The 15,393-nt window shown below is 48.7% G+C and carries 15 protein-coding genes and 4 tRNA genes; 12 read left to right on the top strand and 7 right to left on the bottom strand.

The window, feature by feature from the left end; all coding sequences use genetic code 11:
* The first annotated feature begins 9 nt into the window (after window positions 1–9).
* From VP504_RS13700 to VP504_RS13740, 9 genes are read left to right on the top strand one after another with little or no spacing between them, the layout of a single operon-like run.
* Window positions 10–516, top strand: a complete 507-nt coding sequence (locus tag VP504_RS13700; RefSeq protein ID WP_062705876.1) for a chemotaxis protein CheW — start codon at window positions 10–12, stop codon at window positions 514–516.
* Between the two features lie 10 nt (window positions 517–526).
* On the top strand, window positions 527–1,000 hold the full coding sequence (locus VP504_RS13705; protein ID WP_325891637.1) for a chemotaxis protein CheW: 474 nt from the start codon (window positions 527–529) through the stop codon (window positions 998–1,000).
* A 5-nt stretch (window positions 1,001–1,005) separates the two neighbouring features.
* Entirely contained in the window at window positions 1,006–3,393 is a 2,388-nt protein-coding gene (gene aer2 / locus VP504_RS13710; protein ID WP_325891638.1) for an aerotaxis transducer Aer2, read from the top strand.
* Window positions 3,394–3,395: 2 nt separating this feature from the next.
* On the top strand, window positions 3,396–4,247 hold the full coding sequence (locus VP504_RS13715) for a CheR family methyltransferase (protein ID WP_325891639.1): 852 nt from the start codon (window positions 3,396–3,398) through the stop codon (window positions 4,245–4,247).
* A gap of 44 nt (window positions 4,248–4,291) precedes the next feature.
* Window positions 4,292–4,933, top strand: coding sequence for a chemotaxis protein CheD (locus tag VP504_RS13720; protein ID WP_325891641.1), 642 nt, complete (start codon window positions 4,292–4,294; stop codon window positions 4,931–4,933).
* Complete coding sequence (locus VP504_RS13725; protein ID WP_325891643.1) at window positions 4,933–5,976, top strand: protein-glutamate methylesterase/protein-glutamine glutaminase; 1,044 nt, start codon at window positions 4,933–4,935, stop codon at window positions 5,974–5,976. Before VP504_RS13720 ends, VP504_RS13725 begins: the two co-directional genes overlap by 1 nt.
* Complete coding sequence (locus VP504_RS13730; RefSeq protein WP_325891644.1) at window positions 5,969–7,150, top strand: methyl-accepting chemotaxis protein; 1,182 nt, start codon at window positions 5,969–5,971, stop codon at window positions 7,148–7,150. The genes VP504_RS13725 and VP504_RS13730 overlap by 8 nt, the downstream gene beginning before the upstream one ends.
* A gap of 8 nt (window positions 7,151–7,158) precedes the next feature.
* Complete coding sequence (locus VP504_RS13735) at window positions 7,159–7,458, top strand: STAS domain-containing protein (protein ID WP_325891645.1); 300 nt, start codon at window positions 7,159–7,161, stop codon at window positions 7,456–7,458.
* A gap of 20 nt (window positions 7,459–7,478) precedes the next feature.
* Window positions 7,479–9,170: a SpoIIE family protein phosphatase gene (locus VP504_RS13740; RefSeq protein WP_325891646.1), complete on the top strand. Its 1,692-nt coding sequence runs from the start codon at window positions 7,479–7,481 to the stop codon at window positions 9,168–9,170.
* Window positions 9,171–9,347: 177 nt separating this feature from the next.
* On the opposite strand, the gene VP504_RS13745 is transcribed toward VP504_RS13740, so the two are convergent.
* From VP504_RS13745 to mutY, 7 genes are all read right to left on the bottom strand, one after another.
* Window positions 9,348–9,423 (bottom strand) — tRNA-Asn (locus VP504_RS13745).
* Between the two features lie 40 nt (window positions 9,424–9,463).
* Window positions 9,464–9,539 (bottom strand) — tRNA-Phe (locus VP504_RS13750).
* A 35-nt stretch (window positions 9,540–9,574) separates the two neighbouring features.
* Window positions 9,575–9,650: transfer RNA gene (locus tag VP504_RS13755), tRNA-Thr, on the bottom strand.
* Between the two features lie 73 nt (window positions 9,651–9,723).
* Window positions 9,724–9,799 (bottom strand) — tRNA-Phe (locus VP504_RS13760).
* A gap of 136 nt (window positions 9,800–9,935) precedes the next feature.
* Window positions 9,936–11,054, bottom strand: coding sequence for a membrane-bound lytic murein transglycosylase MltC (gene mltC / locus VP504_RS13765; protein WP_325894049.1), 1,119 nt, complete (start codon window positions 11,052–11,054; stop codon window positions 9,936–9,938).
* Window positions 11,055–11,168: 114 nt separating this feature from the next.
* Window positions 11,169–11,441: an oxidative damage protection protein gene (locus tag VP504_RS13770; RefSeq protein ID WP_062666114.1), complete on the bottom strand. Its 273-nt coding sequence runs from the start codon at window positions 11,439–11,441 to the stop codon at window positions 11,169–11,171.
* Window positions 11,442–11,451: 10 nt separating this feature from the next.
* On the bottom strand, window positions 11,452–12,534 hold the full coding sequence (gene mutY, locus VP504_RS13775; RefSeq protein ID WP_325891647.1) for an A/G-specific adenine glycosylase: 1,083 nt from the start codon (window positions 12,532–12,534) through the stop codon (window positions 11,452–11,454).
* A gap of 180 nt (window positions 12,535–12,714) precedes the next feature.
* Between mutY and trmB the strand changes: the two genes are divergently transcribed.
* The 3 genes from trmB (at window position 12,715) to VP504_RS13790 (ending at window position 15,304) form a co-directional block, all read left to right on the top strand.
* Window positions 12,715–13,431 carry a tRNA (guanosine(46)-N7)-methyltransferase TrmB gene (gene trmB, locus VP504_RS13780; protein WP_325891648.1) on the top strand — a complete coding sequence of 239 codons (717 nt, stop codon included), beginning with the start codon at window positions 12,715–12,717 and terminating at the stop codon, window positions 13,429–13,431.
* Between the two features lie 104 nt (window positions 13,432–13,535).
* Window positions 13,536–14,456, top strand: a complete 921-nt coding sequence (glsB, locus tag VP504_RS13785; protein ID WP_325891649.1) for a glutaminase B — start codon at window positions 13,536–13,538, stop codon at window positions 14,454–14,456.
* A gap of 86 nt (window positions 14,457–14,542) precedes the next feature.
* Window positions 14,543–15,304, top strand: a complete 762-nt coding sequence (locus VP504_RS13790) for a DUF2884 family protein (protein WP_325891650.1) — start codon at window positions 14,543–14,545, stop codon at window positions 15,302–15,304.
* The last annotated feature ends 89 nt before the right edge of the window (window positions 15,305–15,393 follow it).

Raw genomic sequence — 15,393 nt, forward strand, 5'->3', positions numbered from 1 at the left:
GAGGAGTAAATGAGTGAGCAAGCTCTGGCTGCAGCGGAAAATAAAGACGAAATAGTCGACGGCGGCGACCGACTTAAAGGCTCTGACTTTCTGAGTTTCGATTTAGCGCATGAGCTTTATGGCGTCGATATCCAGAGAGTTGAAGAAATCCGAGTCTGGGAATCGCCGACACTGATCCCAAGGGCACCTGAATTTATCCTTGGCGTGATCAACTTGCGCGGAATGATCGTGCCCATTATGGATCTCCGCGTACGTTTCAATATCGGTAAGGTGGAATACCTGCCTACAACCGTTGTGTTAATCCTTAAAGCCGGTGAGAACGCTGGAAACCGCATGATGGGGATTGTTGTCGATGCTGTATCAGACGTGATCGATATGGGAGACAACAGCTTGATCCCGCCGATTGGTGATTCGGTCGTCATGCCGTTTGTTAGTGGCCTACTGAATGTTGATGCGCAGGTGATGAGCCTTCTGGATGTAGATGCGCTCCTCGATATCGACAACCTGGTGCATTGAGGAGTGAAAGATGTCTGAAGAAGTTATGGAATACCTCAGCTTCCTTATTGATGAGGAAGAGTACGGACTGAACATTCTTGATGTGAAGGAAGTTCGTGGTTGGTCGGAAGTGCGCAAGTTGCCCAACAGCGAGAGCTACCTGCTGGGAGTGTTAGAGCTTCGCGGTGAGTACATACCCATCGTCGATCTTAGGCAGCGCTTCAACATGGCACCGTCGGTTTTGAGCAAAACCACGGTGGTCGTTATTGTGCGGAATGCGAAAGGTCAATCCCTGGGTATTATCGTTGATGCGGTTGCTGAGGTATATCAGCTTTCCGAAAGCCAAATTAAGTCGGCACCCGGATTTGTGAAAATTGATGAGCGGTACATCGAAGGTATCGCATCTATCGAGGGCAAACACGTGGTGTTGATTCGTTTAGAAAAACTGTTCGATTTTGACGAGTTGCATGAAGTAACGCAGCCAGATCTGGTTAGCGAGGAATAACAATTATGTCGTGGTGGAAGAAAGAGCAAACAGCTCCAACTAAAAACACACAAAAAGATCAGGGACTAAAGGCGCATATTGTTTCCGCTCTGGACTCGGCGCAAACGGCGCTGATGATGGTCGATCGGGACTTCAAGGTGTTTTACGTTAACAACAAATCCATGGAATTGTTAAAGACGCATGAAGCCATGTTCCGATCTAAGTGGCCGAACTTCCGTGCTGAAAAAGAGTGGATCGTCGGGGCATGTATCGACATGTTCCATGCTAACCCGGCGCATCAGCGACAGCTGCTGTCAAACCCCGCCAATCTTCCCTACGAAACCAACATTCAGGTGGACGATGTTACTCTTCGCTTGGTGGTGGGAGCGGTCACCGATGACAAAGGTGATTACATCGGCAACACGTTGGAATGGGATGACATCACCGAAGCTTTGAAAGCGGACAACGAACGCGCTCGTTTACAGGCGGCGATTGATCAGTCTCTGACGGCGATGGTACTTATCGACCGAGACTTCGCCATTACTTATATCAACGAAGAAACTGTCAAGTTGTTCGAAACTCATCAAGCGTCATTCAAACAAGTTTGGCCCGGCTTCATGGCGACCAGAGATTGGCTGATGGGTCGCTGTATTGATGAATTCCACAAGAATCCAGCGCACCAGCGCCAGCTTTTGTCTGACCCCAACAACCTACCTTACAAGACCGACATTCAGGTCGCAGGGATTACCATTGAGCTTAATGTTGCCGCGATTGTTGATGCGAGAGGTAATTATATTGGTAACAGCCTTGAGTGGCGTGATGTGACGGCAGAACGTGAGCGTGAAGTGGAAGTTGGGCGCTTGGTTTCTGCTGTGGAAGGCATGACCACAAATATCATGATGGCTGACAAAGACGGCAACATTACCTATTACAACCCCGCATTGAAGAAACTCCTAGTTAGCAGGGAAAGTGAGTTACGAGGAATTTTCCCTGGCTTTCAGGCTGATGCCTTGGAAGGGAAGAATATCGATATTTTCCATAAGAACCCCGCTCACCAGCGCAGCATCATCAGTAACCCTGACCGCTTGCCATACACCGCTGAAATTAAAGTAGGGAACCTTGAGTTCTCTCTAACCTGTATTGCTATGTATGACACGGCAGGCAACTACATTGGCCCAGCTCTGCAGTGGGAAGATATTACCCAGCAAATGGCAGGCCAGCGTGATGTTCAAGGGCTTATAGAAGCAGCCTCTGAAGGACGCTTAGACACGCGTATAGACACCGCCAAATACACCGGCTTTATGGCAAACCTGAGTGGTGGCATCAATGGCTTGCTGGATTCTATGGTTGGACCACTAAATAACTGTAAAGACGTTATGTCCAAAGTCTCTGCGGGTAACCTCAAGGTGAACATGCCGGAAGACTACAAGGGGGAGTTTGCGTTGCTGAGTGACGCCGTCAATACCTCTATCACTAACCTTCGTGACATGGTTGAGAAGATCACAGCATCATCTTCCCGTGTCGCTTCAGCTTCGGGTGAAATTGCGGAGGGTAACTCAGACCTCAGCGAACGTACTGAAGAACAGGCTGCAAGTCTTGAAGAAACCGCTGCGAGCATGGAAGAGATGACTTCTACCGTGAAGCAGAATGCGGAAAGTGCTAATGCTGCAAACCGCCTGTCACTGGATGCCAGTACCAAGGCTCAGAAAGGTGGTGAAGTGGTGAAACAGACCGTGAAGGCGATGGGGGAGATTAACAAAGCGAGTAAGCGTATCTCCGACATTATTAGCGTGATTGATGAAATTGCCTTCCAGACCAACTTGTTGGCACTGAATGCCGCTGTTGAGGCGGCGCGTGCCGGTGAGCAAGGTCGTGGATTTGCGGTCGTTGCCGGTGAAGTGCGTAACCTGGCACAGCGAAGTGCAGGTGCGGCAAAAGAAATTAAAGATCTCATCAAAGACAGTGTTGAGAAAGTATCTGAAGGCTCAAGGTTGGTTGATGAGTCCGGTGAGATGCTGAATGAGATCGTCGATGCGGTGGGTGAAGTCAGTACCTTGATTAGCAAGATCAACTCCGCGAGTCAGGAGCAAGCAACTGGTATTGAAGAGATTTCTAAAGCCGTGGTCAAGATGGATGAGATGACTCAGCAGAACGCGGCATTGGTGGAAGAGGCCTCGGCGGCCAGCCAGTCATTGCGTGATGAAGGTAGTGAACTTCTCAACTTGATTGGCTTTTTCCAGGTGGACACTGCCAAGACTGGGTTAAGTGCAGCGAGAGAGCCAATTAAGAGCTTTTCCGGAAGTGCGCCTGCAGCGCCAAGGGCGTCAGTACCTGCACCTGCCAAGAAAGTGGCCAATGGAACAACGCCTGCAGTGTCTTCGAAGGCTGCTGAAGATGACTGGGAGGAATTCTAACGGTGGGCGCCATTCAGGCACTGAGCCAAATCGAAGAGCAACGTGAGTTTGAGTTCACCAATAAGGATTTTAATTATATTCAAGAGTTTATGCTCAGAGAAACAGGTATTTCTCTCTCTGAGCGAAAAAATTCCATGGTGTACGGACGGCTGGCAAGACGCTTACGACGCATGGGGCTTGATAACTTTCGGGACTACTTTGACTGTGTTGAAAGTGACCTGGATGAGCGGGTAGCGTTTATCAACGCCCTGACGACCAATAAAACCCAGTTTTTTCGCGAAAAGCACCACTTTGATTTTCTGGCAAACACGTTGGTAATAGAGTGGAAGCAGCAAAAGAAACGCCGGATCCGCATTTGGTCTGCAGGCTGTTCAACAGGAGAGGAACCCTACACCATTGCATCAACGCTGGCTGCGTGTGGTGTGCTAACGCCCAACTACGATTGCAAAATTCTGGCGACAGATCTCGATACACAGGTGCTGGAAGTGGCGAAAAACGGTACTTACGGTATTGATGCCATGAAAGCGATCCCAGACAAGATGCTACGGCATGGCTTTATCCGCGGTAAAGGGAAAAAACAGGAACTGCTTAAAGTGAAACCCTTACTTCAACAGGCGATCACGTTTAAGCAACTGAACCTGATGGGGAGTTGGCCCCATAAGGGTCCACTAGATGCCATTTTTTGTCGTAATGTCATGATTTATTTTGAGAAAGATGTGCAGCAGAAGCTTATTCAGCGTTATTGGGAAAAGCTTGGAAGCGGCGGCATTCTTTTTATCGGCCACTCAGAAAGCATCGGACAGATGGGAAGCCAGTTTGAGAACTTGGGTCAAACCATGTTTCGGAAACCCTAGGCTTCGGGGTCCCCGTCCTGCATTAACATCGAACAGAGCTCTGTATGCATAAGATTTTAGAGCTTACCGGTTGTCCTATCGGGGCAGGTGCACGGCGTTTCTACCACCCCGGTAAGCAAATGATGATGGTTAAGATTCAGCCCGGTGAGGTCTATGTGACCAACGAGCGTGAATTGATCTCAACAGGGCTGGGTTCATGTATCTCTGCCTGTGTTTGGGATCCTTTCGTCGAACTTGGTGGCATGAACCACTTTATGTTGCCATTCGGCGATGCGGACGATATTGAAGGTTGGGACCCCACCCAATGGCGCTCCAATGCTGCGCGATATGGCAACTATGCCATGGAGCTTTTGATAAACACCCTGATCCAGCAGGGGGGGATAAAAAGCCGCCTTAGAGTGAAACTATTCGGCGGGGGCACTGTGATGGGGAAGCAGGCTAATGTGGGTGAAAAAAATATCGAGTTCATCCGCAACTACATCAAAAACGAAGGGCTAACGCTGGTAGGGGAAGATTTAGGCAGTGAGTTTCCCAGAAAAGTAGTGTTTGAACCTATGACAGGCAAGGCCTGGGTAAAGAAGCTTCGTGGTTATCGTGGTGAGGTAGAAGCAGAAGAAAGCAGCTATAAACGCCGCTTGGTGAATGAGGCGAAACGACATGACGACGACAGTGCGGAGCTTTTTTAATGGGAAAAAGAGTACATAAGGTACTGATTGTTGATGACTCTGCCGTATTTAGAGCATTGCTCAGTGAAATTATTGATTCAGAACCACAGCTCGAGGTGGTGGGTGTCGCCGTTGACCCTTATGAAGCGCGAGAGAAGATCAAGAAGCTCAAGCCCGATGTGATCACTTTAGACATCGAAATGCCCAAGATGGATGGCGTCCAGTTCCTTAGAAACTTAATGCGTCTTTATCCTTTGCCAGTAGTTATGATTTCAACGCTTACACAACATGGGGCGGAAGCCACACTGGCGGCACTTGATTTGGGCGCGGTTGACTACTTCCCGAAACCTACGGAGAACGTGGCGGCAGAAATGGATAGCTATCGCCAGTTAGTCACAGAGAAAGTGAAGATGGCAGCAACAGCCAACATTGCTGCCGCGACACATCGTTCACAAGGTGAAATCAGCGTTTCTGGACGTAACTTCCGCTCGGACTTTGACATTATTGCCATTGGTGCTTCAACAGGGGGCACGGAAGCTGTTCGTAACTTATTGGAGGCGCTCCCTGAGATGATGCCACCGATTATCATTACCCAGCACATCAAAGCCGTATTCAGTAAATCCTTTGCAGAGAGGCTTAACCGGGCTTCCAAATTGCAGGTAGAAGAACTCTCTTCGGACAAAGCCCCGCTGGTTAACGGTCGTGTCTATGTTGCTCCCGGTGATGAACATATGCAGGTGATTAAACGCTCTGGTCGCTACTATTGCGTCCGCAATGACGGCGAGCCTGTTCAACGCCACAAACCATCGGTTGATGTGATGTTTTCCTCAGTTGCTGAAGCAGCAGGAAGCCGTGCAATGTCAATTCTTCTGACTGGTATGGGTAGGGATGGTGCGCAAGGCATGCTGAAAATGCGGCAAGCTGGTGCGGTGACGGTGGCGCAGGATGAGAAAAGCTCAGTTGTGTGGGGTATGCCAAGGGCTGCTGTAGAAATAGAAGCAGCGCAACATGTGCTGCCATTAGAAAAAATCGCAACGTACCTGGTAGGCAAAGTGTATGGATAGACAAAGTGTTAGATGGGTCATCGCGTTGTTGGGGATCGCCGCGGGTTTCTACCCGATGGTGGTGGCGCAAACACCTTTAACAGTGTCTGCAGCAGTCGCTGTTTCGTTGGCTATGTTGTTGTTAGTGAAGCAGAGAGAGAGTGCTGCAAGCGTTCAAGTTGTGTTGGGAACGGGCTATGAAGACACTCCTCAAGACGACAACACAGTCTCTTACGAGTCGACGGCGATTCTGCATAAGATTCACAGTATCCTGAATATTGAACTGATCCCCATCAGGGAGCAGCTTGACAGACAGCAGGAAGTGATTCACGACTCAGTTCACAATCTAAATTCCAGTTTTTTTGGTATGGAGCGTGCTGTTGGCGAACAGTCAACACTCGCAAAATACATGGTGACTGAACTTCTTAACAACGAAGACAGTGAATACAATCTCGCCAAAGTGTTACCGGAGACCGAACAAGCCATTGATCAGTATATTGATCTATTAGTGCAGGTTTCGGAGAAATCCATCACGGCGATTCACTGTATCCATGACATGTCAGAAAAACTCCAGGCGGTATTTGGCCTTCTTGATCAGGTTCAGGCAATGTCAGATCAAACCAACCTACTGGCACTTAATGCTGCCATAGAAGCGGCGAGAGCCGGTGAGTTGGGCCGTGGCTTTGGGGTAGTCGCGTCAGAGGTACGTGATTTGGCAAACCGGGCGTCGACATTGAACAGCCAAATTCATCGCGATATCAATCTCGCTCAGGACACAGTCAAACAAACCAGCGCGATTGTGGGGGAGATAGCTACGCTCGACATGACCACGTCCATTGAATCCAAAACGCGTATCGAATCGCTGCTGAAAGGGGTTCAGGAAGTGAATAACCAAGTCACTTTGGAAATTGGAAAAATGACCGAGCAAGGCGAGGCAGTTCGCGCAGAAGTATCCAAGAGTATTCAGGGTCTACAGTTTGCTGACATTGTGTCGCAGCAGGGCCAGCACGTGCTTAACAATCTCCATATTTTGGAAGATTTGAATGACCTGATCACTGAGAGTCTGGCATCAGGAAATGTGGATTGGATTGCCCTCCACAAAGCAGTAGATGATATTGAAAAAATGGCTGGCTCAGCTGAGCGGGCCCCGGCAAAACAAATGTCTGCAGATGAAGGCGACATAGAATTGTTTTAGGAGACATTATGGCCATCAATCGTGAAGAAAAAAGTGACGGTAAATCAGTGGTAATCCACGTCAATGGGCAGTTTGACTTTAGCGTTGTGCAGGAGTTTCGTGATGCCTATACGGATTGCCAGGGTAAGGACATTGTGGTCGATTTTCGGGGTACAGAATATATCGATAGTGCGGGGCTGGGTATGTTGCTTAACATGCAGAGCTTCCTCAACAAAAAGGAAGGGGATATCCGTCTTATTAACACGATGCCGCAGATCAAACGCGTGTTGGTGATCGCCCGTTTCGAGAAGAAATTTATTATCGAGTAATTCGATTCTCGAGGTGGCGGATGAAAGTGCTAATCGTTGAAGATGAAGTTTCGCTGCAGTGTTTCCTTGAATATGTGCTTAAGGATGAGTTTAACGAGTTACTGATTGCCGACAATGGTCAGATGGCGTTAGATATTCTCGAATCTCTAGAAGAGTTGCCTAATCTGATCATCATGGATGTGTTAATGCCAGTCATGGATGGTTTTGAGGCCGCTAAGCAAATTCGTATGCGTTACCGTAGCAGCTACCTCCCGATTATGTTTTTAACAGGGATCACGGATAACGACGCGTTCAATCGCTGCATGACACTGGGGGATGACTTCCTTGCTAAACCTATAAGTCGCACCACTATCGTCGCCAAAGTGCGTGCACATTGCCGGAACATTCGTTTATACAATGAAGTTTCCGAACAGCGAGATAAGCTCAAGCACTTTCAGGCGCACACCCTGTATGAGCATACGATGGCGGAAACCATCTTCAGTAACCTGATGCAAGCCTGTTATCAGGAAGCTGAGGGTGTTGAGTTTTACACCAGCTCCTACACCAATTTTAATGGTGATGTCGTTTTGGTGACTCCCCGGCCACAAGGCGGTATTTATGCCATGCTCGCGGATGCAACCGGCCATGGTTTGCCCGCCGCCATTTCTACCATTCCAGCGACTAAAGCCTTCTTTGCAATGACCAAAAACGGTTTCTCGCTTGGCGATATCGTCAAGGAAATGAATGAAACTCTGAAGAAGTTCCTACCGCCTGGCATGCTGGTAGCGGCAAACCTTGTTGAAGTGTCAGCTAACGGTTTGGAGGTGAACTGGTGGGGTGGTGGAATGCCAGATGGCTACTTGCTCGACAAACATGGGGAAATCAAAGTGCGTCTTCCTTCTGCACATATGGCGCTTGGTGCGATGGACTCAAACGATTTCGAAGCCAATCTTGTTGCTCTCCGAATGGAAGAGGGAGATAAGCTATTTTTCTTTACTGATGGTGTAATAGAAGCGCGAGATGCTGAGGGCAGGGAGCTAGGTGAAGAAGGGCTGGAAGTGATGTTTTCCGATAACCAGCCAAGCATTATTGAAGCCATTCGCGAACACGTGATCAACTTTACTCAAGGCGGTGGAGTAGGCGATGACATGTCGATGCTGGAAATGACCGCTCCAATCTTTAGCCGTGTAGAGTTGCAGCCTGGAGAACCTGAGTATTATGAGCGGCGCTCACCGGCTCAGTTAACGGTGTACTTTGGTGCAGACGAGCTTCGCAAGGTGAATCTGGTGGGGGAAATTCGCCGCATGCTCAAAGGCACATTGGGCAGTAATATCGATCTGGATTTGATGTGTACCATCATGTCTGAGCTTGCCAACAATGGGTTGGAACATGGACTACTGAAGCTTGCTTCAAATTTGAAAGTCGACGACGAAGGCTTCCTCGATTACTACATGGAACGTCAATCTAGGCTGGACGCACTTAACCGCTTTGCTTATCTGGAAGTGGGCATTTCGTTCAACCCGGGTAAGCGCGAACTAACATTCTATGTATCGCATAATGGTGAAGGCTTCTACTACGAAGAGGGTGACAGCACATTAGATGATTCTGTTGCTCGATGTGGCAGGGGGATCGCGCTGGTCACAGAACTTTGCGAAGACTTTTCATATCTTGATGAAGGACGCACCGCTCGCGGTACATTCCGCTTATCAGCTGGTATGGAATACAACGCTTGATATTGAGAGTTGTAAATCAAAGATGAAGAAAGTCCTCTGGCAATAGCGGGCTTTCTTGCATTATTCGCCGATGAATTCTAACCCGTGGCTTAGGCAGGGTGCCTACAGTGACATATTGGTGCAACGTGCCAACGTACAGACGAAAAAAAGCCCAGTCTTTCAACTAGGCTTCTTAAGTGGCTCCCCCTGCTGGACTTGAACCAGCGACATACGGATTAACAGTCCGCCGTTCTACCGACTGAACTAAGGGGGAATTGTCTGGCATTGATACGCTATCAATGACCATTCAAATATGGTGCCTCGAGGCGGAATCGAACCACCGACACGGGGATTTTCAATCCCCTGCTCTACCAACTGAGCTATCGAGGCGATGATGTCAGTGCAAAACTCTACATCAAAAAAAGTGGTGCCGGCTACCGGAGTCGAACTGGTGACCTACTGATTACAAGTCAGTTGCTCTACCAACTGAGCTAAGCCGGCACACAAACCGTGGAAACGTTGCTTCTTAATTGAGCCACATTCCCTAGTAACCGAACTATCGATTACTGAAATATGGTGCCTCGAGGCGGAATCGAACCACCGACACGGGGATTTTCAATCCCCTGCTCTACCGACTGAGCTATCGAGGCAACGAGGTGCATTAAACGGATTTTGAGGCTTACCGTCAACACCTTTTTTTAAAAAAAACGTCAAATAAGACCGTTTGATGGCTTTTTCACCTGTTTGGTTTAAAAAGCCCCAGACTTTCCAGTGTTTCCCGCATTTTTATTGCATAGAACGGAATTCTTTTTGGAACTTAGTGACCTTTTGTAGATAACGTCTCGACTCTGACGATGGGTGTTTTTTAGTTAAAGCCCAATACACCTGATTAGGATTTAAGCGGTTTAAATCACTCATTGCCCGTTTTCGGTCGGAGCGGTGGAAGGTTTTCAGCACATTGCCGGCTCCGCCGTTATAGGCAGAGATCATGCTGTAGTGTTTGGAAAGCGGATCACGCACGTCTTTGAGGTATCGCGTTTTCAGTATGTAGAAATATGCGGTACCCGCATCAATGTTCTTAGCCGGGTCAAACAAGTATTCGGGTGATGGTTCGCCTGGGCGCTTTTTCACCAGTTTAAAGACATCACGTCCAGCGGTTTTTGGTACCACCTGCATCAGACCATACGCATTAGCCCAACTCACTGCGTAAGGGTTGAAGCTGCTTTCGGTTTTGATGATGGCGTAAATCAGATCTTCTGAAATGCCATATCGACGTGAAGCATCACGGATAAGATCCGCATATTGGTAACGGCGCTTGCTAGAGTGATCTTTCACCATAGGGATTTCAACGTAGAAAACCTTCTGGAATCGTAGTGACTTGGTTTTGATTTTGTTGGCGAGAAGATAATCGGCATAACGGTTAGCTCGCCATTCCCACGCAATCTCTTTTCCGTCTTGATCGAGTATTTGTCCTTGTAGAAAAGGGGCGCCGGATAAGGGAACATCTGCGGCGGAATAAAGATCGACAGACGCGGGATCGTTGGGTGTCAAAAGGGTGGTGACGATCGCCTGCTTGAGATGCTGTTTTGGCTCGGTAGTGGCAACCGTTTCGATGGTGACCAGGCCGTTGGCGAAATCGACGCGGGCCCGGCTCATGTAGTTGTCGGTGTACTTAACATAATCGCGCTTACCGGAAATGTAGATTTCGTCTTTACCCCAACGCACTTCGATATCGCCGCTGAAACCGTTGATAAGCTTATCAAGCGCAGCGAAGTCTTTTTCAAACTGGCCCGGAAGGGGGGCGAGATTTTTGGCGAATCGATTAGTGGTTTCGTAACTGACTCCAAGTGTCGATTCAACCAATTCTCGGCTGCAGCCAGAAGTGATGATTACCAGAAGAAGCATTGTGAATAAGCGGCGCAAGATAATTTCCCGTGTAAAAACAAAAAAGCATCTCGATCAGCGTAATCAAGATGCTTTTAAATACAAACTAATAAGACAGATTGTGTGCAGAAAGCCTTACTCTGACGGTGGGGTGTAGCCTTCAATCACAGTATCGTGACCTTCAAACAGGAATTTTACCATTTCCTCTTCAAGCAGTTTACGGTGCTCGGGCTCCATCATGTTGAGCTTTTTCTCGTTGATCAGCATGGTTTGCTTGCTCTGCCACAGGGCCCAGGCTTCTTTGGAGATGTTGTCGAAAATGCGCTTACCCAGCTCACCCGGATACAGTTGAAAGTCCAGACCGTCTGCGTCTTTCTTCAGGCGCTGGCAAAATACAGTGCGGCTCATTATTAAGCTCCTAGTTATTATTTGAAAGTTCTAGCTCTCTGGTCAGGCTTTCCAGCAGTTTTTGTACCGGTGCTGCCAGCCCGACTTTTGCTGGTTGAGTTAAGTTATACCAAAGCCCGCGGTTACCTTCCATGATCCCGTTTTCCCCAATGTTACCGGGTTTACTGTATAACTTGACGCGAACAGGAACAATATCGAGGTGAAAGTGGCTGAAGGTGTGACGAAACGCCGTCAGATGTTCAGGTTTCTCAAAGCTGTTTGTCGCCAGTTTATAGGAGATAAAACCCTCAGCAGTTTGCTCTGTGGTTTCTGGCAGGCACCACAATCCGCCCCATAGACCTGCTGGTGGTCGCTGCTCAAGCCAGATTTGATCTTGATACTGGAACAAAACAAAACAGGTTTCTTTTTCCGGAATGGTTTTCTTGGGCTTCTTGCCGGGGAAATCTGCCTGACGTCCTTCTGCATTGGCTTCACAGCTGTAGTTCACCGGGCAGATATCGCACTTGGGTTTGCTACGGGTGCAGATCATCGCGCCCATATCCATCATCGCTTGGTTGTAGCGCTGAACACCCTCAGCTGGGGTGTTTGCTTCCGCATGTTCCCAAAGAAGGTTTTCGACGGGCTTTTTCCCCGGCCAGCCTTCAACTGCGAAGTGGCGGGAAAGGGTACGCTTTACGTTGCCATCTAAAATCGGATGATGTTGACCGAGTGACAGTGAAAGCACTGCACCGGCGGTTGAGCGGCCGATACCGGGTAATGCCATCACATCTTCAATGTTTGTGGGGAATTCGCCACTGAATTCCGTGACGATTTTCTGCGCCGCTTTGTGCAGGTTGCGGGCGCGGGCGTAGTAGCCAAGCCCTGTCCAAAGGTGCAGTACTTCATCGAGCTCGGCATTTGCCAAGTCCACAACCGTCGGAAAGCGCGCCATAAAGCGTTCGAAGTAGGGGATAACCGTCGCAACCTGTGTTTGCTGCAACATGATTTCTGACAGCCACACTTTGTAAGGTGTTTTTTCTTGCTGCCACGGCAGGGTTTTACGGCCGTATTTGTCATACCACGTCAAAATGGCATCGGAAAAAGGCTGACTCACTTTGCTTGCTCTTTGTTATCTTTATTGGCAGACAGTCTACTACGGTCGCTGCGTAAAAAAGACCACGTTTTCTGGAAAGATTTGTATAGCAAGCCTACAAGGCTTGCACCGAGGCGCAATCTTTGGATAATGCGCGATCCGCTTAACTTTTCTTCATTATTGAGTTGCAGGCATAACACCATGGCAGAAGTCATCAAAACCGAATTGAACGAAGACGGCAAAGTTATTCGTAAGATCAGAAGCTTTGTACGTCGCGAAGGGCGTTTGACCAAAGGTCAGGAGCAGGCAATGAACGATTGCTGGCCAACCATGGGTATCGACTTCGAAGAGAAGCAACTCAATTGGGCAGAAGTGTTCGGTAATGACAACCCAGTCGTGTTGGAAATCGGTTTCGGCATGGGAGCCTCTTTGGTTGAAATGGCAAAAAATGCACCGGCGAAAAACTTCATCGGTATTGAAGTGCACAGCCCAGGTGTTGGCGCATGTTTGATGGCAGCGCGCGACGCAGGTATCACTAATCTGCGCGTGATGTGTCACGACGCGGTTGAAGTGTTCGAGCACATGCTGCCTGTCGCTAGCCTTGAAACCGTTCAGCTTTTTTTCCCAGACCCATGGCACAAAGCACGTCACCACAAGCGCCGTATTGTTCAACCAGCATTTGTTCAAATGCTGCGTGACAAGCTGAAAATCGGTGGTATTTTCCACATGGCGACGGACTGGGAAAACTATGCTGAGCATATGGTAGAAGTGATGGATGTGGCGCCGGGTTACAAAAATACCGCGGTAGATGGTTTTTACATTCCACGCCCTGAAGAGCGCCCACTGACCAAATTCGAAGCCCGTGGTCACCGCTTGGGTCATGGTGTATGGGATATGAAGTACGCCCGCATCGATTAATAATAAAGTCATACTTTCTCAGTGCTTATATTATGTAATGTAGCGCTGAGTCTGAACGTTTAAAGCCAACCTCGTGTTGGCTTTTTTGACCACTGGAGATAGCAATGAAACCCACCCCAGAGCTTTTGAGTGGTATCTTGGAAGAAGTTCGTCCGCTGATCGGCCAGGGCAAGGTCGCTGACTATATTCCGGCTTTGAAAAAAGTATCCGCCTCTAAACTGGGCATCGCAGTGTGCTATAACGACGGCGAAACCATTACAGCTGGTGACGCTGAAGAAACCTTTTCAATACAGTCTATTTCCAAAGTACTCAGCCTCACGCTAGCCCTGCAAAATTACCAGCCGGAAGAGATCTGGCAACGTGTCGGTAAAGAGCCTTCCGGTCAGGCATTTAACTCTATGATCCAGCTTGAAATGGAACATGGTATTCCTCGCAATCCGTTTATCAATGCCGGTGCTTTGGTGGTGTGCGACATGCTCCACAGCCGCCTTTCTGCACCCCGTCAGCGTATGTTGGAATTTGTTCGTCGTTTGTCGGGCAACGAGCATATTTGCTATGACAAGGCCGTTGCGTCATCGGAAATGGATCACAGTGATCGCAATGCATCAATCGCTTATCTTATGCGGGCTTTCGGTAATTTTGACAATGATGTGATGCCGGTTCTGGCGAACTACTTTCACTATTGCGCGCTTCGTATGAGTTGTGTGGATCTGGCAAAGACCTTTAACTACTTGGCAAATAAGGGACTTCCTTTAGGCGCAGAAAAAACAATTGTCAGCCAGACTCAGAGTAAGCAGGTGAATGCGCTTCTCGCCACCTGCGGTTTGTACGATGGCGCAGGGGAGTTTGCTTACCGAGTTGGCATGCCGGGTAAGTCCGGCGTCGGTGGTGGGATCATTGCAATCGTGCCGGGCGAAATGTCTATTGCTGTCTGGTCACCGGAGCTGGATCCATCAGGTAACTCTCTCGCAGGCACAGCAGCACTAGAACTGCTGGCAGAGCGTATCGGCCGTTCAATCTTCTAGGGTCTGCTGTCAGATCCGAAGTGCTAGGACAGATGTGACTTAAAAATCCAGTTGCACCGTCCAAGCCTGAGATGCGGAGAAGAGGTATGGGAATGGTGAGTCTGACAAATATGATGAAAGTATCCTGCTTTTTGATGGCAACGCTGCCATTGTTCGTGACAGCTGAAAGCTGTCGTCCCGAGCTCCATGGCGACATTGAAATTAAATCTAACAGTATTTTTATCGAACAGAACAATAATACGTTCCGCATTGAGCCCAACGGTAACCTCTACGTCGATGTGCACCGTGTCAGCTTGTCTGATGCTCAGAAAGCGTCTCTTACTGCCTACAGTGAAAGGGTACGCGCCGATTTACCTTATTTCAGTAAATCACTATCTGATGAACTAAAAACCTCCTGGCGTGCGCTCGATGGCGTATTGGCGGCAGAGCTTGGTGAACAAAGTAGCCTTCGTGGTGAGTTCGGTCAGTTCCACCAATACCTTCAGCGTAGTGTGAGCGCCTCATTCCATGCAGAAGATCACTCGCCACAGCTCAACCACAAGGTCCTGACAAACACAGTACGTGAACTTGAAGCCAGTCTGCCTCATCTCATTGCGACAGTTTCAAGCCGGGGTTTGATGGATATTGCGGCACTCAGTGCAGGTCAGAATAACCGCATGGAGTTTATCTCTAACAAGATGGCAAGGCTTCAGAATAAGCTGGCTGATGAGGTTCGTGTACAGCGTAACCGAACGGTTGATGTTAGGCAGGAACTTTGTTCCCGTCTTGGCGTCTGGCAAGAGCAGGAGTCAGAGATTTCAGAACTTATCCCTGCGTTGAAGGGCTGGAAGACAGTGACAGTTAGGTAGGTTTCTCTTCTTAAACAAAAACAGCGCGGATTTCCACGCTGTTTTTGTATCCGGCTTTTCTACTAGGGGCTGTTGACCTTTGGTGGTTA

Source organism: Grimontia sp. NTOU-MAR1 (genome assembly GCF_035758505.1).
GTDB lineage: Bacteria > Pseudomonadota > Gammaproteobacteria > Enterobacterales > Vibrionaceae > Enterovibrio > Enterovibrio marinus.

Coding starts and splice junctions, on each gene's coding strand:
- VP504_RS13730 (WP_325891644.1), top strand. CDS start 5,969: ATGGATAGACAAAGTGTTAGATGGGTCATCGCGTTGTTGGGGATCGCC.
- aer2 (WP_325891638.1), top strand. CDS start 1,006: ATGTCGTGGTGGAAGAAAGAGCAAACAGCTCCAACTAAAAACACACAA.
- glsB (WP_325891649.1), top strand. CDS start 13,536: ATGAAACCCACCCCAGAGCTTTTGAGTGGTATCTTGGAAGAAGTTCGT.
- VP504_RS13725 (WP_325891643.1), top strand. CDS start 4,933: ATGGGAAAAAGAGTACATAAGGTACTGATTGTTGATGACTCTGCCGTA.
- mltC (WP_325894049.1), bottom strand. CDS start 11,054: ATGCTTCTTCTGGTAATCATCACTTCTGGCTGCAGCCGAGAATTGGTT.
- VP504_RS13790 (WP_325891650.1), top strand. CDS start 14,543: ATGGGAATGGTGAGTCTGACAAATATGATGAAAGTATCCTGCTTTTTG.
- VP504_RS13735 (WP_325891645.1), top strand. CDS start 7,159: ATGGCCATCAATCGTGAAGAAAAAAGTGACGGTAAATCAGTGGTAATC.
- VP504_RS13705 (WP_325891637.1), top strand. CDS start 527: ATGTCTGAAGAAGTTATGGAATACCTCAGCTTCCTTATTGATGAGGAA.
- VP504_RS13770 (WP_062666114.1), bottom strand. CDS start 11,441: ATGAGCCGCACTGTATTTTGCCAGCGCCTGAAGAAAGACGCAGACGGT.
- VP504_RS13700 (WP_062705876.1), top strand. CDS start 10: ATGAGTGAGCAAGCTCTGGCTGCAGCGGAAAATAAAGACGAAATAGTC.
- VP504_RS13740 (WP_325891646.1), top strand. CDS start 7,479: ATGAAAGTGCTAATCGTTGAAGATGAAGTTTCGCTGCAGTGTTTCCTT.
- VP504_RS13720 (WP_325891641.1), top strand. CDS start 4,292: ATGCATAAGATTTTAGAGCTTACCGGTTGTCCTATCGGGGCAGGTGCA.
- trmB (WP_325891648.1), top strand. CDS start 12,715: ATGGCAGAAGTCATCAAAACCGAATTGAACGAAGACGGCAAAGTTATT.